Here is a 20,931-nt window from a genome sequence, read left to right as displayed (position 1 = left end):
AAAGGTAAATTCGAGCGGACCAAGCCGCACGTGAACGTGGGCACGATCGGTCACGTTGACCACGGCAAGACCACGCTGACGGCAGCGATTACGACGGTGCTGACCAAGAAGTTCGGCGGTGAAGCGAAGGCATACGACCAGATCGATGCGGCGCCGGAAGAAAAGGCACGTGGTATCACCATCAACACCGCGCACGTCGAGTACGAAACGGCTAACCGCCACTACGCACACGTCGATTGCCCGGGCCACGCTGACTATGTGAAGAACATGATCACGGGCGCGGCGCAGATGGACGGCGCAATCCTGGTGTGCTCGGCCGCTGACGGCCCGATGCCGCAAACGCGTGAGCACATCCTGTTGGCGCGTCAGGTCGGCGTGCCTTACATCATCGTGTTCCTGAACAAGTGCGACATGGTGGACGACGCCGAGCTGCTCGAACTCGTCGAAATGGAAGTGCGCGAGCTTCTGTCGAAGTACGACTTCCCGGGCGACGACACGCCGATCATCAAGGGTTCGGCCAAGCTGGCGCTGGAAGGCGACACGGGCGAGCTGGGCGAAGTGGCGATCATGAACCTGGCCGACGCGCTGGACACGTACATCCCGACGCCGGAGCGCGCAGTGGACGGCGCCTTCCTGATGCCGGTGGAAGATGTGTTCTCGATCTCGGGTCGCGGCACGGTGGTGACGGGTCGCGTGGAGCGCGGCGTGGTGAAGGTTGGCGAGGAAATCGAAATTGTCGGTATCAAGCCGACGGTGAAGACGACTTGCACGGGCGTGGAAATGTTCCGCAAGTTGCTGGACCAAGGTCAAGCGGGCGACAACGTCGGTATCCTGCTGCGCGGCACGAAGCGTGAAGACGTGGAGCGTGGTCAGGTTCTGGCCAAGCCGGGTTCGATCACGCCGCACACGCACTTCACGGCAGAAGTGTACGTGTTGAGCAAGGACGAAGGCGGCCGCCACACGCCGTTCTTCAACAACTACCGTCCGCAGTTCTACTTCCGTACGACGGACGTGACGGGCTCGATCGAGCTGCCGAAGGACAAGGAAATGGTGATGCCGGGCGACAACGTGTCGATCACGGTGAAGCTGATTGCACCGATCGCCATGGAAGAAGGTCTGCGCTTCGCTATCCGCGAAGGCGGTCGTACCGTCGGCGCAGGTGTGGTTGCCAAGATTATCGAGTAAGAGCCAGAAATCTCTCGGTAGTCTGTAGTTTTCGGGGTCGGCGAAACCGTCGACCCCAAATGGTTTAGGGGTATAGCTCAACTGGCAGAGCGTCGGTCTCCAAAACCGAAGGTTGGGGGTTCGATTCCCTCTGCCCCTGCCAAATTATTGCGCCAAGTGGCGCTGCTTAAGGTGTTATGGCGAATCCTTCCGTCGAAACTGTAAATACTTCCGGCGACAAGTTGATGTTGGTGGCGGGCGTATTGTTGGTCTTGGCCGGGTTCGTGGGTTTCTTCTGGCTGTCAGGCCAAGAGTGGTACGTCCGCGGCGCAGCGCTGGCTGTTGGTGTCATCGCGGGTGTCGCAGTCGGCCTCCTCTCGACGCCGGGCAAGGGCTTCATCGCCTTCGCGAAAGACTCCTATAAGGAAGTCCGCAAGGTTGTCTGGCCCACCCGCAAGGAAGCAACGCAAACGACCCTCGTGGTCTTCGCGTTTGTTCTAATCATGGCCATCTTCCTTTGGCTTAGCGATAAGTCGATCGAATGGGTGATTTTCTCGGCGATTCTGGGTTGGAAATGATATGAGCGATACTCCGGCATCCCCGAGCGGAAAACGTTGGTATGTGGTGCACGCCTACTCCGGAATGGAGAAGAGCGTGCAACGTGCGCTTCAGGAGCGTATCGACCGAGCAGGTATGCAAGATCAGTTCGGTCAAATTCTCGTCCCGACCGAAGAGGTGGTTGAGGTCAAGGGCGGTCACAAGTCGGTTACTGAGCGTCGTTTCTTCCCTGGCTATGTCCTGGTGGAAATGGAGATGACGGACGAAACCTGGCACCTGGTGAAGAACACTGCGAAGGTCACCGGCTTTGTTGGTGGAGCGCGCAATCGTCCGAGTCCCATCTCGCCGCGTGAAGTCGAAAAGATCATGTCGCAGATGCAGGAAGGCGTCGAAAAGCCGCGGCCCAAGACGTTGTTCGAAGTTGGCGAGATGGTTCGAGTGAAGGAAGGTCCTTTCACCGACTTCAACGGCAACGTCGAAGAAGTGAACTACGAAAAGTCCCGAGTCCGTGTGTCTGTCACGATTTTTGGGCGCTCGACGCCGGTCGAACTCGAGTTCGGTCAGGTCGAAAAGGTTTAAAAAGTTTCATCGCGTGAGGCCTTTGGGTTCTCGCGCGATTTTGCGCTTACAGCCCGCGTAATGGCTGTTGAGGAGCGTCAGTAGGCATCGTTGTTGAACGCGCGCTATCACTCATCGAACGTTTCGGCGTTCAGCAGAGGTTTTCAAAATGGCAAAGAAAATCATCGGCTTTATCAAACTGCAGATTCCTGCAGGTAAAGCCAACCCGTCGCCGCCGGTCGGTCCGGCACTGGGCCAGCGTGGCCTGAACATCATGGAGTTTTGCAAGGCGTTTAACGCGCAGACTCAGGGCATGGAGCCGGGTCTGCCGGTGCCGGTCGTAATCACGGCATTCGCGGACAAGAGCTTCACGTTCATCATGAAGACGCCGCCCGCTACCGTTCTGATCAAGAAGGCAGCCAAAGTCGACAAGGGTTCGGCAAAGCCGCACACCGATAAGGTCGGCAACATCACCCGCGCTCAAGCGGAAGAAATCGCGAAAACCAAGATGCCGGATCTTACGGCAGCTGATCTTGACGCCGCCGTGCGCACGATCGCCGGCAGCGCCCGTTCGATGGGCATCACTGTGGAGGGCGTGTAAATGGCTAAGCTTTCTAAGCGCCTTCAGGCATTCGCAAGCAAGGTTGATCGCCAGAAGCTGTACCCGATCGACGACGCATTGGCTCTCGTGAAGGAATGCGCAAGCGCCAAGTTCGACGAGTCGATCGACGTCGCAGTCCAACTCGGCATCGACGCGAAGAAGTCGGACCAAGTGGTTCGCGGTTCGGTCGTTCTGCCGGCAGGCACGGGCAAGTCGGTTCGTGTTGCTGTGTTCGCGCAAGGCGAAAAGGCCGAGCAAGCACGTGCAGCGGGCGCAGACATCGTGGGTATGGAAGACCTGGCCGAGCAAGTCAAGGCTGGTAACCTGAATTTCGACGTCGTGATCGCCTCGCCGGACACGATGCGCGTTGTCGGTACGTTGGGCCAGATCCTCGGCCCCCGCGGCCTGATGCCGAATCCGAAGGTCGGTACTGTCACGCCGGACGTCGCGCAAGCTGTGCGTAACGCGAAGGCTGGTCAAGTTCAGTTCCGCGTCGACAAGGCCGGTATTATTCATGGCACGATCGGTCGTGCATCGTTCGAACCTGCTTCGCTGCGTCAAAACCTGGCAGCACTGGTCGACGCGCTGCAAAAGGCCAAGCCGGCCACGAGTAAGGGCGTGTACCTGCGCAAGATCGCTCTGTCGAGCACGATGGGTGTCGGCGTACGCGTGGATCAAGCCACGCTCGCGCAGCAGTAAAGAATTTGGGCGCGGTCTTGAGACCGCGCTGTAAAGGGCTTTGGGCGGTTGCGAGGTTGCAGTCTAAAACGAGCAACCGGTTGTCAAAGACCGTTGGTGGTGGCGTCGCGGTTGGGCACTGCCTTAATTCAAGCCAACGCAGATGGCGAACCCGAAACGGTTTTGCAGTGGTTGAAGTCGGTTGTCGTGCGCTGTGATGCGAACACCAATCGATCGAGATACTCCTAACAGTCGGACGCCGTTGTCGAACGTGGTGCATGAGGGTTGGTAACCCGAGTGCATCGAATCTGGAGGTTTAACCGTGCCACTGAACAAAGAAAGTAAGCAGGCAGTCGTCTCTGAAGTCGCCGCGCAAGTCGCGAAGGCTCAGACGATGGTGCTCGCTGAGTATCGTGGGATCACGGTTGGCGATCTGACCAAGCTGCGCGCGAAAGCGCGTGAGCAACAGGTGTATCTGCGCGTGTTGAAGAACACGTTGGCGCGTCGCGCCGTCGAAGGTACCCCGTTCGCTTCGCTGGCTGAGCAGATGACCGGTCCTCTGATCTACGGCATCTCGGAAGATGCCATTGCCGCTGCCAAGGTCGTCAATGACTTCGGCAAGAGCAATGACAAGTTGATCATCAAGGCTGGTTCCTACGAAGGCAAGGTGATGGACAAGGCAGGCGTGCAAGCGCTGGCCAACATCCCGAGCCGCGAAGAACTGCTCTCCAAGTTGTTGTTCGTCATGCAAGCACCTGTTTCCGGCTTTGCGCGCGCTTTGGCCGCGCTGGCAGAAAAGAAACAAGGCGAAGCTGCATAACGCACACGCTTGGGCGCCAGTCGCTCAGTTAGGTATTAGCTAGATCGCTAGCTCGATCCGAATTCAATCTAGGAGTATTTCAAATGGCAATCGCAAAAGAAGACATCCTCGAAGCCGTTGGCTCGATGTCGGTTCTCGAACTGAACGAGCTGGTCAAGGCGTTCGAAGAGAAGTTTGGCGTGTCGGCAGCTGCTGTTGCAGTCGCTGGCCCCGCAGGCGGCGGCGCTGCTGCTGCTGTTGAAGAGCAAACCGAGTTCACCGTGAACCTGCTCGAAGTCGGCGCGAACAAGGTTTCCGTGATTAAGGCTGTTCGTGAACTGACGGGTCTTGGCCTGAAGGAAGCGAAGGACCTGGTCGACGGTGCACCGAAGCCCATCAAGGAAGCGGTGCCGAAGGCTGCTGCTGACGAAGCAAAGAAGAAGTTGGAAGACGCAGGCGCGAAAGCTGAAATCAAGTAAGTTTCATTGCGCTGTGTTGAGGCTGGCGGTTTTCCACCGCCGGCCTTTTTGTGCTTTGTGAGGGCAGAGTTTTTATGCGTGTAATCAGGCATAAATGTCCTCGCAGAGGCCAAAGAGAACAGTCGGATCAGCATGAATTTCCGGCAGTTCTCTTTGTCTTCTGAAGCGACTGCAGAAGGCAAGTTTGGTCGGGTAGCGGGAAACACAGGCATCCGCTGCCGTCAGCCAGCGGTTGGTAGCGGCCAACCACCAAGCTTCTAGATTCGCGCGTCCTCCCCGGACATTCGCGCGAATCTCAGTCGGTGAACACCGGGCCGTGACGTCGAGGTATCCCGCCTCGCCAACGCCCGCCGTGATTCGGAGATCGTATGCAATATTCCTTCACCGAGAAGAAGCGTATTCGCAAGAGTTTCGCGAAACGCCCCATCGTTCACCAAGTTCCCTTTTTGCTGGCGACCCAGCTTGAATCATTCCAGACGTTTCTGCAAGCGGATACGTCCTCCACGCAGCGCAAGGCGGAAGGCCTGCAAGCTGCATTTACCTCTGTTTTTCCGATCGTTTCGCACAACGGGTTTGCGCGTCTCGAGTTCGTCAGCTACATGCTGTCGCCGCCCGCGTTCAACATCAAGGAATGTCAGCAGCGCGGCCTGACGTACTGCTCCGCCTTGCGCGCGAAGGTGCGTCTGGTTTTGCTCGACAAGGAATCGCCGAGCAAGCCGGTGGTCAAGGAAGTGAAGGAACAGGAAGTGTACATGGGCGAAATTCCGCTCATGACGCCGACGGGTTCGTTCGTCATCAACGGTACCGAGCGCGTGATCGTGTCGCAGCTTCACCGTTCGCCTGGCGTGTTCTTCGAACACGACAAGGGCAAGACGCATAGCTCCGGCAAGCTGTTGTTCTCGGCTCGTATCATCCCTTACCGCGGTTCGTGGCTCGACTTCGAGTTCGACCCGAAGGACGTGCTGTACTTCCGCGTCGACCGTCGCCGCAAGATGCCGGTCACGATTCTGCTCAAGGCTATCGGCATGACGCCCGAGCAGATCCTCGCGAACTTCTTCGTGTTCGACAACTTCGCGCTGATGGGCGAAGGCGCGCAAATGGAATTCGTGCCGGAGCGTCTGCGCGGTGAAGTCGCGCGCTTCGACATCCAGGACCGCGATGGCAATGTCATCGTTACCAAGGACAAGCGGATCAACGCGAAGCACATTCGCGACCTCGAAAACGCCAAGACGAAGTTCATCTCGGTGCCCGAGGACTATTTGCTCGGCCGCGTGCTGGCGAAGAACGTGATCGATCCGGAAACGGGCGAAGTGATCGCGAACGCCAACGAGGAAATCACCGAGACGGTGCTCGAAAAGCTGCGCGAGGCGAAGGTCAAGGAAATCCAGACGCTCTACACGAACGATCTGGACCAAGGCCCGTATATCTCGTCGACGCTGCGTATCGATGAAACCGCCGACAAGATGGCCGCGCGTATCGCGATCTACCGCATGATGCGTCCGGGCGAACCGCCGACCGAGGAAGCAGTCGAGGCGTTGTTCAACCGTCTGTTCTACAGCGAAGACGCGTATGACCTTTCGAAGGTCGGCCGCATGAAGTTCAATCGCCGCGTTGGCCGTGATGAAATCATCGGCCCGATGACGTTGCAAGACGACGACATCCTCGCGACCATCAAGATTCTCGTCGAGCTGCGTAACGGCAAGGGCGAAGTGGACGACATCGACCACTTGGGCAATCGTCGCGTGCGTTGCGTCGGCGAACTGGCGGAGAACCAGTTCCGCGCGGGTCTCGTGCGTGTCGAGCGCGCGGTGAAGGAACGCCTCGGTCAAGCCGAAAGCGAAAACCTGATGCCGCACGACCTGATCAACTCGAAGCCGATTTCGTCGGCAATTCGCGAGTTCTTCGGTTCGTCGCAGTTGTCGCAGTTTATGGACCAGACCAACCCGCTGTCGGAAATCACTCACAAGCGCCGTGTTTCGGCACTTGGCCCGGGCGGTTTGACGCGTGAGCGCGCTGGCTTCGAAGTTCGCGACGTGCACCCGACCCACTATGGCCGCGTGTGCCCGATCGAAACGCCGGAAGGTCCGAACATCGGCCTGATCAATTCGCTGGCTCTTTACGCGCACCTGAACGAATACGGCTTCCTCGAAACGCCGTATCGCAAGGTCGTGGATAGCAAGGTGACTGATCAGATCGACTATCTGTCGGCGATCGAAGAAGGCCGTTACGTGATCGCGCAGGCGAATGCTGCCGTGGGCGAAGACGGCACGCTGACCGACGAACTGGTTTCGTCGCGTGAAGCAGGCGAAACGCTGATGGTCACGCCGGACCGCATCCAGTACATGGACGTGGCGCCGTCGCAGATCGTGTCGGTGGCGGCATCGCTGATTCCGTTCCTCGAACACGACGACGCGAACCGCGCGTTGATGGGTTCGAACATGCAGCGTCAGGCAGTGCCGTGTCTGCGTCCTGAAAAGGCCGTGGTCGGTACGGGTATCGAGCGCACGGTCGCGGTCGACTCGGGTACGACGGTGCAGGCATTCCGCGGCGGTGTCGTGGATTACGTCGATGCCGGCCGTATCGTGATTCGCGTGAACGACGATGAAGCCGTCGCCGGCGATGTCGGCGTGGACATCTACAACCTCATCAAGTACACGCGTTCGAATCAGAACACGAACATCAACCAGCGTCCGATCGTCAAGGTGGGCGACAAGGTTGCGCGCGGCGACGTGCTGGCCGACGGCGCATCCACGGATCTGGGTGAGCTCGCGCTCGGTCAGAACATGCTGGTCGCGTTCATGCCGTGGAACGGCTACAACTTCGAAGACTCGATCCTGATCTCGGAAAAAGTCGTGGCGGACGATCGTTATACGTCGATCCACATCGAAGAACTGAACGTCGTGGCTCGCGACACGAAGCTCGGACCGGAAGAAATCACGCGCGACATCTCGAACCTTGCGGAAGTGCAGCTTGGCCGTCTGGATGAGTCGGGCATCGTGTACATCGGCGCAGAAGTCGAAGCGGGCGACGTGCTGGTCGGCAAGGTCACGCCGAAGGGCGAAACCCAGCTGACGCCGGAAGAAAAGCTGCTGCGCGCGATCTTCGGTGAGAAAGCGTCGGACGTGAAGGACACGTCGCTGCGCGTGCCCTCGGGCATGAGCGGGACGGTGATCGACGTGCAAGTGTTCACGCGCGAAGGCATCACGCGTGACAAGCGCGCGCAACAGATCATCGACGACGAACTGAAGCGCTATCGCCTCGACTTGAACGACCAGTTGCGTATCGTGGAAGGCGACGCCTTCTCGCGTCTCGCACGTATGCTGAACGGCAAGGTCGCGAACGGCGGTCCGAAGAAGCTGGCGAAGGGCACGGCGATCGATCTTCCGTACCTCGAAGACCTCGATCACTACCACTGGTTCGATATCCGCCTCGCGGACGAAGAAGCAGCGGCGCAGCTCGAAGCCATCAAGGACTCGATCGAACAGAAGCGTCACCAGTTCGACCTCGCGTTCGAGGAAAAGCGCAAAAAGCTCACGCAGGGCGACGAATTGCCGCCGGGCGTGCTGAAGATGGTCAAGGTGTATCTCGCGGTCAAGCGTCGTCTGCAGCCTGGCGACAAGATGGCGGGTCGTCACGGTAACAAGGGTGTCGTGTCGAAGATCGTTCCGATCGAAGACATGCCGTACATGGCCGATGGCCGTCCGGCCGACGTCGTGCTGAATCCGCTCGGCGTGCCGTCGCGGATGAACGTGGGTCAGATTCTCGAAGTGCATCTGGGCTGGGCCGCGAAGGGTCTTGGCTGGCGTATCGGCGAAATGCTGCAGCGTCAGGCGAAGATCGAAGAACTGCGTCAGTTCCTGACCCAGATCTACAACGAGTCGGGCCGCAAGGAAGAGCTGGAAAGCTTCTCCGACGACGAGATCGTCGAACTGGCAAAGAACCTGCGCGAAGGTGTGCCGTTCGCAACGCCGGTGTTCGACGGCGCAACGGAAGACGAAATGTCGCGCGCGCTGAATCTGGCTTATCCGGATGACATCGCGAAGAACCTCGGCATGACGCCTTCGAAGAATCAGGTCACGCTGCACGACGGCCGAACGGGCGAACCGTTCGAGCGTACGGTCACGGTTGGCTACATGCACTACCTGAAACTGCATCACTTGGTCGACGACAAGATGCACGCGCGTTCGACCGGCCCGTACTCGCTCGTCACGCAGCAGCCGCTGGGTGGTAAGGCGCAGTTCGGTGGCCAGCGTTTCGGTGAAATGGAAGTGTGGGCGCTCGAAGCGTACGGCGCGTCGTACGTGCTGCAGGAAATGCTGACGGTCAAGTCGGACGACGTGACAGGCCGGACCAAGGTTTATGAGAACCTGGTCAAGGGCGATCACGTGATCGACGCCGGCATGCCGGAATCCTTCAACGTGTTGGTGAAGGAAATCCGCTCGCTCGGTATCGATATCGATCTCGACCGCAACTAATCGGACTACGGAGAGAAAGCAATGAAAGCTCTGCTCGATCTATTCAAGCAAGTCCAGCAAGAAGAAGTATTCGACGCGATCAAGATCGGTCTGGCTTCGCCCGACAAGATCCGTTCGTGGTCATTCGGCGAAGTGAAGAAGCCGGAGACCATCAACTACCGTACCTTCAAGCCGGAGCGGGACGGTCTGTTCTGCGCGAAGATTTTTGGTCCGATCAAGGACTACGAATGCCTTTGCGGCAAGTACAAGCGTCTGAAGCACCGCGGTGTGATCTGCGAAAAGTGCGGCGTCGAAGTGACGCTCGCCAAGGTGCGTCGCGAACGCATGGGCCATATCGAACTGGCCTCGCCGGTTGCGCACATCTGGTTCTTGAAGTCGCTGCCGTCGCGTCTGGGCATGGTGCTCGACATGACGCTGCGTGACATCGAACGCGTGCTGTACTTCGAGGCATACGTGGTGATCGATCCGGGCATGACGCCGCTGAAAGCGCGGCAGATCATGACCGAAGAGGATTACTACAACAAGGTCGAAGAGTACGGTGACGAATTCCGCGCCGAGATGGGCGCGGAAGGCGTGCGCGAACTGCTGCGTTCAATCAACATCGACGAACAGGTCGAGATGTTGCGCACCGAACTCAAGAACACGGGTTCGGAAGCGAAGATCAAGAAGTACGCAAAGCGCCTTAAAGTGCTCGAGGCTTTCCAGCGTTCGGGCATCAAGCCTGACTGGATGGTGCTCGAAGTGCTGCCGGTGCTGCCGCCGGAACTGCGTCCGCTCGTGCCGCTGGATGGCGGCCGTTTCGCGACGTCGGACCTGAACGACCTTTATCGCCGCGTGATCAACCGTAACAACCGGTTGAAGCGTCTGCTCGAACTGAAGGCGCCTGAAATCATCGTCCGCAACGAAAAGCGGATGCTGCAGGAAGCCGTCGATTCGCTGCTCGACAACGGTCGTCGCGGTAAGGCAATGACGGGTGCGAACAAGCGTCCGCTGAAGTCGCTCGCCGACATGATCAAGGGTAAAGGCGGTCGTTTCCGTCAGAACTTGCTCGGTAAGCGCGTCGACTATTCGGGCCGTTCGGTGATCGTGGTCGGCCCGACGTTGAAGCTGCATCAGTGCGGTCTGCCGAAGCTGATGGCGCTCGAACTGTTCAAGCCTTTCATCTTCAACAAGCTGGAAGTCATGGGCGTAGCTACGACCATCAAGGCCGCGAAGAAGGAAGTCGAGAACCAGACGCCCGTGGTGTGGGACATTCTCGAAGAAGTCATTCGCGAACATCCGGTCATGCTGAACCGCGCGCCTACGCTTCACCGACTCGGCATTCAGGCTTTCGAGCCGGTGCTGATCGAAGGTAAGGCAATTCAGCTGCACCCGCTCGTTTGCGCGGCGTTCAACGCCGACTTCGACGGTGACCAGATGGCCGTTCACGTGCCGCTGTCGCTGGAAGCGCAGATGGAAGCGCGTACGCTGATGCTCGCGTCGAACAACGTTCTGTTCCCGGCCAACGGCGACCCGTCGATTGTGCCGTCGCAGGATATCGTGCTGGGTCTTTACTATGCATCGCGTGAAGCGGTGAATGGCAAGGGCGAAGGCATGACGTTCACGGGCGTGTCGGAAGTGATTCGCGCGTACGAGAACAAGGAAGTCGAGCTGGCATCGCGCGTCAACGTGCGGATCACGGAAATGGTCCACAACGAAGACCAGAGCGAAGGCGCGCCGAAGTTCGTGCCGAAGATCTCGTTGTTCGCAACGACGGTCGGCCGCTCGATCCTGTCGGAAATTCTGCCGCCGGGGCTGCCCTTCACCGTGCTGAACAAGCCGTTGAAGAAGAAGGAAATTTCGCGTCTGATCAACACGGCGTTCCGCAAGTGCGGTCTGCGCGAAACGGTGATCTTCGCCGACCAGCTGATGCAAATGGGTTTCCGTCTTGCAACGCGCGCCGGCATCTCGATCTGCGTGGACGACATGCTCGTGCCGCCGCAGAAAGAGACGATCGTCGGTGACGCCGCGAAGAAGGTGAAGGAATACGACCGTCAGTACATGTCGGGTCTCGTCACCGCGCAAGAACGCTACAACAACGTGGTCGACATCTGGTCGGCAACGTCGGAAGCGGTCGGCAAGGCGATGATGGAACAGCTTGCAACAGAGCCGGTGACGGATCGTGACGGCAAGGAAACGCGTCAGGAATCGTTCAACTCCATCTACATGATGGCCGACTCGGGCGCGCGCGGTTCCGCGGTGCAAATTCGTCAGCTCGCCGGTATGCGCGGCCTGATGGCGAAGCCGGACGGCTCGATCATCGAGACGCCGATCACCGCGAACTTCCGCGAAGGCCTGAACGTGCTGCAGTACTTCATCTCGACGCACGGTGCACGTAAGGGTCTGGCGGATACGGCGTTGAAGACGGCGAACTCGGGTTACCTGACGCGCCGTCTCGTCGACGTGACGCAGGATCTGGTCGTCGTCGAAGAAGATTGCGGCACGTCGAACGGCGTGGCGATGAAGGCGTTGGTCGAAGGCGGTGAAGTCGTCGAAGCGCTGCGTGACCGTATTCTCGGTCGCGTCGCGGTGGCGGACGTCGTCAATCCGGAAACGCAGGAAACGCTGTACGCATCGGGCGATCTGCTCGATGAAGACGCGGTCGAGGAAATTGAACGCCTCGGTATTGACGAAGTGCGCGTGCGCACGCCGTTGACCTGCGAAACGCGTTATGGCCTGTGCGCTTCGTGCTATGGCCGCGACCTGGGTCGTGGTTCGCGCGTGAACGTCGGCGAAGCGGTTGGTGTGATCGCGGCGCAGTCGATCGGTGAACCAGGCACGCAGCTTACGATGCGTACGTTCCACATCGGTGGCGCGGCATCGCGTGCGGCGGTTGCTTCGACGGTCGAAGCGAAGTCGAACGGTACGGTGCGCTTCACGGCCACGATGCGTTACGTCACCAACGCGAAGGGCGAGCAAGTCGTCATCTCGCGTTCGGGCGAGGCGATCATCGCGGACGACCTCGGTCGCGAGCGTGAACGTCACAAGATCCCGTACGGCGCCACATTGTTGCAACTCGACGGCGCGCAGATCAAGGCCGGTTCGCAACTGGCTCAATGGGATCCGCTGACGCGTCCGATCATCACCGAGTGGGGCGGTACGGTGAAGTTCGAAAACGTCGAGGAAGGCGTGACGGTCGCGAAGCAGATCGACGACGTCACGGGTCTTTCGACGCTCGTCGTAATCGACGTGAAGCGCCGTGGTTCGCAGGCTTCGAAGAGCGTGCGTCCGCAGGTGAAGCTGCTCGACGCGAACGGCGAGGAAGTGAAGATCCCGAACACCGAGCATTCGGTGCAGATCGGCTTCCAGGTCGGCGCACTGATCACCGTAAAGGATGGTCAGCAAGTGCAGGTTGGTGAAGTGCTGGCACGTATCCCGGTTGAAGCGCAGAAGACGCGTGACATTACCGGTGGTCTGCCGCGCGTGGCCGAACTGTTCGAAGCGCGCTCGCCGAAGGACGCCGGCATTCTGGCGGAAGTCACGGGCACGACGTCGTTCGGTAAGGACACGAAGGGCAAGCAGCGTCTCGTCATCACGGACCTCGAAGGCAATCAGCACGAGTTCCTGATCGCGAAGGAAAAGCAGGTGCTGGTGCACGATGGTCAGGTCGTCAACAAGGGCGAAATGATCGTCGACGGTCCTGCTGATCCGCACGATATCCTGCGTTTGCAGGGTATCGAGGCGCTGTCGCGTTACATCGTGGACGAAGTGCAGGACGTGTACCGTCTGCAAGGCGTGAAGATCAACGACAAGCACATTGAAGTGATCGTGCGTCAGATGCTGCGTCGGGTCCAGATCACGGACAACGGCGACACGCGCTTCATCCCGGGCGAACAAGTCGAGCGGTCAGACATGCTCGATGAGAACGACCGCATGACCGCGGACGACAAGCGTCCGGCCACGTACGAAAACGTGCTGCTCGGTATCACGAAGGCTTCTCTGTCGACCGATTCGTTCATCTCGGCGGCGTCGTTCCAGGAAACGACCCGCGTGCTGACCGAAGCGGCGATCATGGGCAAGCGTGATGATCTGCGTGGCCTGAAGGAAAACGTGATCGTCGGCCGTCTGATTCCGGCTGGTACGGGTCTCGCGTTCCACAAGGCGCGCAAGAGCAAGGAAATGTCGGATCGCGAACGCTTCGACCAGATCGCTGCCGAAGAGGCATTCGATTTCGGTACGCCGGAAACCCCGGCAACGGAGCAGGCGCCGCATACCAACGAGTAAGTTCTCTCGCTGGATTGTCGGTTGCAACATCGAACCGCTCGGCTTTTAGCCGGGCGGTTTTTTTTCACTGGTTCGTTTTCGACGATTTCCACTCTGCCGATTAGCTAACGCTGCAACGAGCGCCTCGGCAGGCGAGCATGCGTTGTTAGAATTCGGTATCTCCATGTTGTAGTGAGCGTCTCCCGTCCATGTCCCGTCCGCTGCAGATCCTCAAGGAAGTTTTCGGCTATCCGGCTTTTCGCGGACAGCAGGCGGATATCGTCGAACACGTCGCCAACGGTGGCGACTCGCTCGTGCTCATGCCGACGGGCGGCGGCAAATCGCTTTGCTATCAAATTCCGTCGCTCGTGCGCAAGGAGTCGGGCTTCGGCGCGGGAATCGTCGTGTCGCCGTTGATTGCGTTGATGCAGGATCAGGTCGCGGCGCTCACCGAGCTTGGCGTGCGCGCGGCGTACTTGAACTCGACGCTCTCCGGCGCGGAGGCCGCCGCCACGGAGCGCGCGCTGCGCAACGGCACCATCGACCTTTTGTATGTGGCGCCCGAACGTCTCATGACGCCGCGCTTTCTAGAATTGCTCGAAAGCGCGCGCGTGGGTCTTTTTGCCATCGACGAAGCGCATTGCGTGTCGCAATGGGGACACGATTTTCGCCCGGAGTACATCCAGCTTTCCGTGCTGCACGAACGGTTCCCTTCGGTGCCGCGCATCGCGCTCACGGCGACCGCGGACGCCATCACGCGCGACGAGATCGTGCATCGGCTGGCGCTCGACGACGCGCGTATCTTCGTATCGAGTTTCGATCGGCCGAATATCCGTTACCGGATTGTCGAGAAAGACAACGCACGCTTGCAGTTACTCGATTTCATCCGCGCCGAGCATACGAATACGGACGGCACGACGGACGCAGGCGTCGTTTATTGTCTGTCGCGTCGCAAGGTGGAAGAGACCGCCGAGTGGCTGAAGGGTCAGGGCGTGCGCGCGCTGCCGTATCACGCGGGCATGGAATTCGAGACGCGGCAGAAGCATCAGGAGATGTTTCAGCGCGAGGAAGGCGTCGTGATGTGCGCGACGATTGCGTTCGGCATGGGTATCGATAAACCGGATGTGCGCTTCGTCGCGCATCTGGACTTGCCAAAGAGCGTCGAGGGCTACTATCAGGAAACCGGACGCGCGGGTCGTGACGGCATGCCGGCGAACGCATGGATGGCTTACGGACTCGGCGATGTCGTGCAGCAGCGCAAGATGATCGACGAATCCGAAGCCGACGACGCCCACAAACGCGTACAGACCGGCAAGCTCGATGCGCTTCTTGGCTTGTGCGAAACGGCTGCCTGCCGGCGGGTGCGGCTGCTGGCTTATTTCGGCGAGACGAGCCAACCGTGCGGCAACTGCGATACATGCCTGGAACCGCCCGCGTCGTTCGATGCCACGCGCGAAGCGCAAATGGCGCTGTCCTGCGTCTTCCGCGCGCGCAAAGCGAGCGGCTTCCATTTCGGCGCGGGACATCTGATCGACATTCTGCGCGGGTCGCGCAGCGAAAAGGTCCTACAGCGCGGACACGAAAATTTATCGACGTTCGGCGTCGGCGCCGCGCTTTCCGAGCCGGAGTGGCGCGCGGTGTTTCGGCAGCTCGTCGCTTTTGGCTATTTGGCGATTGACCACGACGGCTTCGGCGCGCTCGTTCTCACCGATGCGAGCAAGCCCGTGCTGAAAGGCGAGGAGCACGTCACGCTGCGCAAATACGTGAAGCCGGTGCGTAGCCGGCAATCGTCGGGACGCACGCGGGAACGCGCCGATCCGACCACGGGCATGTCGCAACGGCAGAAGTCTCGCTGGGAGCGTCTGCGCATTTGGCGCGCAGAAACCGCCAAGAGCGACGGCGTGCCGGCCTACGTCATTTTTCATGACGCCACGCTTGCCGAAATAGCTCGAAGCGATCCCGATACGGTGGATGATCTGCGTCATATCCCGGGCATCGGCGCGCGCAAGCTGGAGCGTTTCGGCGACGAGTTGCTGGATGTCGTGACGACCGAATAAGCCAACGCTTTGCGCGGTACTCCGAAATGCGCGCAACGTGTTGACCCAATTGGGATTTTCAGCATATCATGCTAGGTTCTCGTTCTTGGTCCGTTTTCGGAACCGGCTTAGCGCCGCGTACGACAAGGGATCGAGCTTCTTCGAGAACGTTAGACGCGCATTTCCCGACGCTTTGCCCGTCGAGAATCGCGCCGAATTTGATCATTTTCAGGAATAAACGATGCCAACCATCAATCAATTGGTTCGCAAAGGCCGCACGTCGGAAACGACGAAGAGCAAGTCGCCGGCCCTGCAGGACTGCCCCCAGCGTCGTGGCGTGTGCACTCGCGTGTACACCACGACGCCTAAGAAGCCGAACTCGGCACTTCGTAAGGTTGCGAAGGTTCGCCTGACGAACGGTTTCGAAGTTATTTCGTACATCGGTGGTGAAGGCCACAACCTGCAAGAACACTCGGTCGTGCTGATTCGCGGCGGTCGTGTCAAGGACTTGCCTGGTGTGCGTTACCACATGGTTCGCGGCTCGCTGGATACCCAGGGCGTCAAGGATCGTAAGCAAGCTCGCTCGAAGTACGGTGCGAAGCGCGCGAAGGCTGGCAAGTAAGTCGCCGGTCTGCAGTCATCTGCAAGTTGTTTGAGGTCGCCGTAAGGCGGTTTAGGCGGTGGTACTGGATGCCAGTGCTATCGAGTAAGTGGTCACCCGGCCAAGCTGGTTTTGTCGAAAAGATGGATCGGGTTTGTTGGTGGCCGCGGAGCTTAAAGACTCGTTCGGAGTCGGCTCCAACTGAAAAAGTAAAGGAAGAATCATGCCGCGTCGTCGCGAAGTCCCCAAGCGGGAAGTGTTGCCGGACCCGAAGTTCGGCAACGTAGATGTAGCCAAGTTCATGAACGTGCTGATGCTCTCAGGCAAGAAGTCGGTTGCCGAGCGTATCGTGTACGGCGCTTTTGAACAGATCCAGACCAAGGGTGGCAAGGACCCGCTGGAAGTGTTCACGGTTGCGCTCAACAACGTGAAGCCGGTGGTCGAAGTGAAGAGCCGTCGCGTTGGTGGTGCCAACTACCAGGTTCCGGTCGAAGTGCGTCCCTCGCGTCGTATGGCATTGGCGATGCGTTGGTTGCGTGAAGCCGCGAAGAAGCGCAGCGAAAAGTCGATGGCCCTGCGTCTTGCGGGCGAACTCTCCGAAGCGGCAGAAGGCCGTGGCGGCGCGATGAAGAAGCGCGACGAAGTTCACCGCATGGCAGAGGCCAACAAGGCATTCTCGCATTTCCGTTTCTAAGCTCCCGCTCGTAGGGCAAACGGAAAAATAAGGGCGGGTGCGCTACTCCAGGCGCCTCGCCCGTTTGTGTTAGGACGCTGCCGGCTCGTTATAGATCGAGTCGGCGGGTCGACCAAAAAAGGATCCAAAGTGGCTCGCAAGACACCTATCGAGCGCTACCGCAACATCGGTATTAGCGCTCACATCGACGCCGGCAAAACGACGACGACCGAGCGCATCCTGTTTTACACGGGCGTGAACCACAAGATCGGCGAAGTTCACGACGGCGCTGCAACGATGGACTGGATGGAGCAGGAGCAGGAGCGCGGCATCACCATCACGTCGGCTGCTACCACGGCCTTCTGGAAGGGCATGGGCGGCAACTATCCCGAGCACCGCATCAACATCATCGACACCCCGGGGCACGTCGACTTCACGATCGAAGTGGAGCGCTCGATGCGCGTCCTCGACGGCGCGTGCATGGTCTACTGTGCAGTGGGCGGCGTGCAGCCGCAGTCGGAAACCGTGTGGCGTCAGGCTAACAAGTACAAGGTTCCCCGTCTCGCGTTCGTCAACAAGATGGACCGCACTGGCGCAAACTTCTTCAAGGTCTACGAGCAACTGAAGACGCGTCTGAAGGCGAACCCGGTTCCCGTCGTCGTGCCGATCGGCTCGGAAGAAAACTTCAAGGGCGTGGTCGACCTTCTCAAGATGAAGGCGATCATTTGGGACGAAGCGTCCCAGGGCACGAAGTTCGACTACGTCGACATCCCGGCTGAACTCGTCGACACGTGCAACGAGTGGCGCGAGAAGATGATCGAGTCGGCTGCCGAAGCCAGCGAAGAACTGATGGAAAAGTACCTCGGCGGCGAAGAGCTGACCGAAGCGGAAATCGTCAAGGCGATCCGCGACCGGACCATCGCGTGCGAAATTCAGCCGATGCTGTGCGGCACCGCGTTCAAGAACAAGGGCGTGCAGCGCATGCTCGACGCCGTGATCGACTTCCTGCCGTCGCCGGTCGACATTCCGCCGGTTACGGGTGAACTCGAAAACGGTGAGAAGGGCGAGCGCCGTGCTGCCGACGACGAAAAATTCTCGTCGCTGGCATTCAAGATCATGACCGACCCGTTCGTCGGTCAGCTGATCTTCTTCCGTGTGTATTCGGGTGTGGTCAATTCGGGTGACACCGTGCTGAACGCGACCAAGGACAAAAAGGAACGTCTGGGTCGTATTCTGCAGATGCACGCGAACCAGCGCGAAGAAATCAAGGAAGTGCGCGCAGGCGACATCGCGGCAGCCGTGGGCCTGAAGGAAGCGACCACGGGCGACACGCTGTGCGACCCGCAGAGCCCGATCGTTCTCGAACGCATGATTTTCCCGGAGCCGGTGATTTCGCAGGCAGTTGAGCCGAAGACGAAGCCCGACCAGGAAAAGATGGGTCTGGCGCTGAACCGTCTGGCTCAGGAAGATCCGTCGTTCCGCGTTCAAACGGACGAAGAGTCGGGCCAGACCATCATTTCCGGTATGGGCGAGCTCCACCTCGAAATTTTGGTCGACCGGATGAAGCGTGAATTCGGCGTTGAAGCAACTGTCGGCAAGCCGCAGGTTGCGTACCGCGAAACGATCCGCGCGACGGCTGCCGATGTCGACGGCAAGTTCGTCAAGCAGTCGGGTGGTCGCGGCCAGTATGGTCACGCGGTCATCACGCTCGAGCCGAACGAACAGGGCAAGGGCTACGAGTTCCTGGACGAGATCAAGGGCGGTGTGATTCCGCGCGAATACATCCCGGCGGTGGACAAGGGTATCCAGGAAACGCTGAAGTCGGGCGTGCTGGCTGGCTTCCCGGTCGTCGACGTGAAGGTTCACCTGACGTTCGGTTCGTACCACGACGTCGACTCGAACGAAAACGCGTTCCGCATGGCCGGTTCGATGGCCTTCAAGGAAGCAATGCGCAAGGCAAGCCCGGTCATCCTCGAACCGATGATGGCCGTGGAAGTCGAAACGCCGGAAGATTACATGGGCAACGTGATGGGCGACTTGTCGGGCCGTCGCGGTATCGTCCAGGGCATGGAAGACATGATCGGCGGCGGCAAGATCGTTCGCGCCGAAGTACCGCTGTCGGAAATGTTCGGCTACTCGACCTCGCTGCGCTCGCTGTCGCAAGGCCGTGCTACGTACACGATGGAATTCAAGCACTATGCTGAAGCTCCGCGTAACGTTGCCGAAGCGATCATCAACGCCAAGGGCAAGTAAGCCCTGCAAGTCATTCGGCGAGCCACAAGCTTTTAACCGATAAACAATCTCTGAAAGAAGGTAATCATGGCAAAAGGTAAATTCGAGCGGACCAAGCCGCACGTGAACGTGGGCACGATCGGTCACGTTGACCACGGCAAGACCACGCTGACGGCAGCGATCACGACGGTGCTGACCAAGAAGTTCGGCGGCGAAGCGAAGGCATACGACCAGATCGATGCAGCGCCGGAAGAAAAGGCACGCGGTATCACCATCAACACCGCGCACGTCGAGTACGAAACGGCTAATCGCCACTACGCACACGTCGATTGCCCGGGCCACGCTGATTATGTGAAGAACATGATCACGGGCGCAGCGCAGATGGACGGCGCAATCCTGGTGTGCTCGGCCGCTGACGGCCCGATGCCGCAAACGCGTGAGCACATCCTGTTGGCGCGTCAGGTCGGCGTGCCTTACATCATCGTGTTCCTGAACAAGTGCGACATGGTGGACGACGCCGAGCTGCTCGAACTCGTCGAAATGGAAGTGAGCGAGCTTCTGTCGAAGTACGACTTCCCGGGCGACGACACGCCGATCATCAAGGGTTCGGCCAAGCTGGCGCTGGAAGGCGACACGGGCGAGCTGGGCGAAGTGGCGATCATGAACCTGGCCGACGCGCTGGACACGTACATCCCGACGCCGGAGCGCGCAGTGGACGGCGCCTTCCTGATGCCGGTGGAAGACGTGTTCTCGATCTCGGGTCGCGGCACGGTGGTGACGGGTCGCGTGGAGCGCGGCGTGGTGAAGGTTGGCGAGGAAATCGAAATCGTCGGTATCAAGCCGACGGTGAAGACGACTTGCACGGGCGTGGAAATGTTCCGCAAGCTGCTGGACCAAGGTCAAGCGGGCGACAACGTCGGTATCCTGCTGCGCGGCACGAAGCGTGAAGACGTGGAGCGTGGCCAGGTTCTGGCCAAGCCGGGTTCGATCACGCCGCACACGCACTTCACGGCTGAAGTGTACGTGTTGAGCAAGGACGAAGGCGGCCGCCACACGCCGTTCTTCAACAACTACCGTCCGCAGTTCTACTTCCGTACGACGGACGTGACGGGCTCGATCGAGCTGCCGAAGGACAAGGAAATGGTGATGCCGGGCGACAACGTGTCGATCACGGTGAAGCTGATTGCACCGATCGCCATGGAAGAAGGTCTGCGCTTCGCTATCCGCGAAGGCGGTCGTACCGTCGGCGCAGGTGTGGTTGCCAAGATTATCGAGTAAAATCGCGGGCTCCCCTGTCGTTGCAGTACTGAAGTAACGTGACCGAGGCCGGGTGTTCGCCCCAAGCGAATGCCCGGTCTCTCGCTCTTTTGCCAAATCGGCGGTGCAACATCGCCTCGCTCTTTTAAGGAATTGTCATGCAGAACCAAAAAATCCGTATCCGTCTGAAAGCATTCGACTATCGCCTGATCGATCAATCGGCAGCCGAAATCGTCGATACGGCGAAACGGACTGGTGCAATCGTCCGTGGCCCAGTGCCGCTGCCGACGCGCATTCAGCGCTTTGACATTCTGCGTTCGCCGCACGTCAACAAGACGTCGCGCGATCAGCTCGAAATCCGTACGCATCAGCGCCTGATGGACATCGTCGATCCGACTGACAAGACGGTCGACGCGCTGATGAAGCTCGACCTGCCGGCTGGCGTCGACGTCGAAATCAAGCTGCAGTAAGCCTCTAAAGCTTCGCCGGGTTTTCGGGTGAAGCTAAGTCTTTGATTGCTTGCAGGAAACGGAAAGCCTTGTTATACTCCAAGGCTTTTCGCGCACTTGCGCAAAAAA

Annotated in this window: 15 protein-coding genes and 1 tRNA gene; all 16 read left to right on the top strand. The window is 59.3% G+C overall.

Annotated elements, in window-relative coordinates; genetic code table 11:
• Positions 1–1,185, top strand: a 1,185-nt coding sequence (tuf, locus tag NCR40_RS12500) for an elongation factor Tu (protein ID WP_243842726.1), incomplete at its 5' end; no start/stop codon positions are given.
• Between the two features lie 66 nt (positions 1,186–1,251).
• Positions 1,252–1,327, top strand: a tRNA-Trp gene (locus NCR40_RS12495).
• Positions 1,328–1,361: 34 nt separating this feature from the next.
• Positions 1,362–1,742, top strand: coding sequence for a preprotein translocase subunit SecE (gene secE, locus NCR40_RS12490; protein WP_244826445.1), 381 nt, complete (start codon positions 1,362–1,364; stop codon positions 1,740–1,742).
• Position 1,743: 1 nt separating this feature from the next.
• Positions 1,744–2,301, top strand: coding sequence for a transcription termination/antitermination protein NusG (gene nusG / locus NCR40_RS12485; RefSeq protein ID WP_244826444.1), 558 nt, complete (start codon positions 1,744–1,746; stop codon positions 2,299–2,301).
• A 148-nt stretch (positions 2,302–2,449) separates the two neighbouring features.
• Positions 2,450–2,881 (top strand): 50S ribosomal protein L11, encoded by a 432-nt coding sequence (rplK, locus tag NCR40_RS12480; protein WP_244826443.1) that lies wholly within the window; start codon positions 2,450–2,452, stop codon positions 2,879–2,881.
• Positions 2,882–3,580, top strand: coding sequence for a 50S ribosomal protein L1 (rplA, locus tag NCR40_RS12475; RefSeq protein ID WP_244826442.1), 699 nt, complete (start codon positions 2,882–2,884; stop codon positions 3,578–3,580).
• A gap of 301 nt (positions 3,581–3,881) precedes the next feature.
• The gene (gene rplJ, locus NCR40_RS12470) at positions 3,882–4,379 is read left to right on the top strand and encodes a 50S ribosomal protein L10 (RefSeq protein ID WP_250509593.1); all 498 of its coding nucleotides are present in this window, start codon (positions 3,882–3,884) and stop codon (positions 4,377–4,379) included.
• Positions 4,380–4,462: 83 nt separating this feature from the next.
• Positions 4,463–4,837, top strand: coding sequence for a 50S ribosomal protein L7/L12 (gene rplL / locus NCR40_RS12465; protein ID WP_244826440.1), 375 nt, complete (start codon positions 4,463–4,465; stop codon positions 4,835–4,837).
• Between the two features lie 368 nt (positions 4,838–5,205).
• Positions 5,206–9,312 (top strand): DNA-directed RNA polymerase subunit beta, encoded by a 4,107-nt coding sequence (gene rpoB / locus NCR40_RS12460; protein WP_244826439.1) that lies wholly within the window; start codon positions 5,206–5,208, stop codon positions 9,310–9,312.
• A 21-nt stretch (positions 9,313–9,333) separates the two neighbouring features.
• Complete coding sequence (gene rpoC / locus NCR40_RS12455) at positions 9,334–13,575, top strand: DNA-directed RNA polymerase subunit beta' (RefSeq protein ID WP_244826438.1); 4,242 nt, start codon at positions 9,334–9,336, stop codon at positions 13,573–13,575.
• 188 nt (positions 13,576–13,763) lie between these two features.
• Entirely contained in the window at positions 13,764–15,611 is a 1,848-nt protein-coding gene (recQ, locus tag NCR40_RS12450; protein ID WP_250509592.1) for a DNA helicase RecQ, read from the top strand.
• A 220-nt stretch (positions 15,612–15,831) separates the two neighbouring features.
• Positions 15,832–16,212: a 30S ribosomal protein S12 gene (rpsL, locus tag NCR40_RS12445; RefSeq protein ID WP_006053290.1), complete on the top strand. Its 381-nt coding sequence runs from the start codon at positions 15,832–15,834 to the stop codon at positions 16,210–16,212.
• A 202-nt stretch (positions 16,213–16,414) separates the two neighbouring features.
• The gene (gene rpsG / locus NCR40_RS12440; RefSeq protein WP_006053291.1) at positions 16,415–16,885 is read left to right on the top strand and encodes a 30S ribosomal protein S7; all 471 of its coding nucleotides are present in this window, start codon (positions 16,415–16,417) and stop codon (positions 16,883–16,885) included.
• Positions 16,886–17,014: 129 nt separating this feature from the next.
• Positions 17,015–19,117: an elongation factor G gene (fusA, locus tag NCR40_RS12435; RefSeq protein WP_250509591.1), complete on the top strand. Its 2,103-nt coding sequence runs from the start codon at positions 17,015–17,017 to the stop codon at positions 19,115–19,117.
• A 66-nt stretch (positions 19,118–19,183) separates the two neighbouring features.
• Positions 19,184–20,374 (top strand): elongation factor Tu, encoded by a 1,191-nt coding sequence (tuf, locus tag NCR40_RS12430; RefSeq protein ID WP_250509590.1) that lies wholly within the window; start codon positions 19,184–19,186, stop codon positions 20,372–20,374.
• A gap of 137 nt (positions 20,375–20,511) precedes the next feature.
• Positions 20,512–20,823: a 30S ribosomal protein S10 gene (gene rpsJ / locus NCR40_RS12425; RefSeq protein WP_006998489.1), complete on the top strand. Its 312-nt coding sequence runs from the start codon at positions 20,512–20,514 to the stop codon at positions 20,821–20,823.
• The last annotated feature ends 108 nt before the right edge of the window (positions 20,824–20,931 follow it).

The sequence above is a fragment of the Caballeronia sp. GACF4 genome (assembly GCF_023631025.1).
Taxonomy (GTDB): domain Bacteria; phylum Pseudomonadota; class Gammaproteobacteria; order Burkholderiales; family Burkholderiaceae; genus Caballeronia.
This window is presented reverse-complemented; position numbering and strand designations above follow the sequence as displayed.

What these genes read in the sequence shown, in the direction of transcription:
- secE (WP_244826445.1), top strand. Translation starts at nt 1,362, where the DNA reads ATGGCGAATCCTTCCGTCGAAACTGTAAATACTTCCGGCGACAAGTTG.
- nusG (WP_244826444.1), top strand. Translation starts at nt 1,744, where the DNA reads ATGAGCGATACTCCGGCATCCCCGAGCGGAAAACGTTGGTATGTGGTG.
- rplK (WP_244826443.1), top strand. Translation starts at nt 2,450, where the DNA reads ATGGCAAAGAAAATCATCGGCTTTATCAAACTGCAGATTCCTGCAGGT.
- rplA (WP_244826442.1), top strand. Translation starts at nt 2,882, where the DNA reads ATGGCTAAGCTTTCTAAGCGCCTTCAGGCATTCGCAAGCAAGGTTGAT.
- rplL (WP_244826440.1), top strand. Translation starts at nt 4,463, where the DNA reads ATGGCAATCGCAAAAGAAGACATCCTCGAAGCCGTTGGCTCGATGTCG.
- rpoB (WP_244826439.1), top strand. Translation starts at nt 5,206, where the DNA reads ATGCAATATTCCTTCACCGAGAAGAAGCGTATTCGCAAGAGTTTCGCG.
- rpoC (WP_244826438.1), top strand. Translation starts at nt 9,334, where the DNA reads ATGAAAGCTCTGCTCGATCTATTCAAGCAAGTCCAGCAAGAAGAAGTA.
- recQ (WP_250509592.1), top strand. Translation starts at nt 13,764, where the DNA reads ATGTCCCGTCCGCTGCAGATCCTCAAGGAAGTTTTCGGCTATCCGGCT.
- rpsL (WP_006053290.1), top strand. Translation starts at nt 15,832, where the DNA reads ATGCCAACCATCAATCAATTGGTTCGCAAAGGCCGCACGTCGGAAACG.
- rpsG (WP_006053291.1), top strand. Translation starts at nt 16,415, where the DNA reads ATGCCGCGTCGTCGCGAAGTCCCCAAGCGGGAAGTGTTGCCGGACCCG.
- tuf (WP_250509590.1), top strand. Translation starts at nt 19,184, where the DNA reads ATGGCAAAAGGTAAATTCGAGCGGACCAAGCCGCACGTGAACGTGGGC.
- rpsJ (WP_006998489.1), top strand. Translation starts at nt 20,512, where the DNA reads ATGCAGAACCAAAAAATCCGTATCCGTCTGAAAGCATTCGACTATCGC.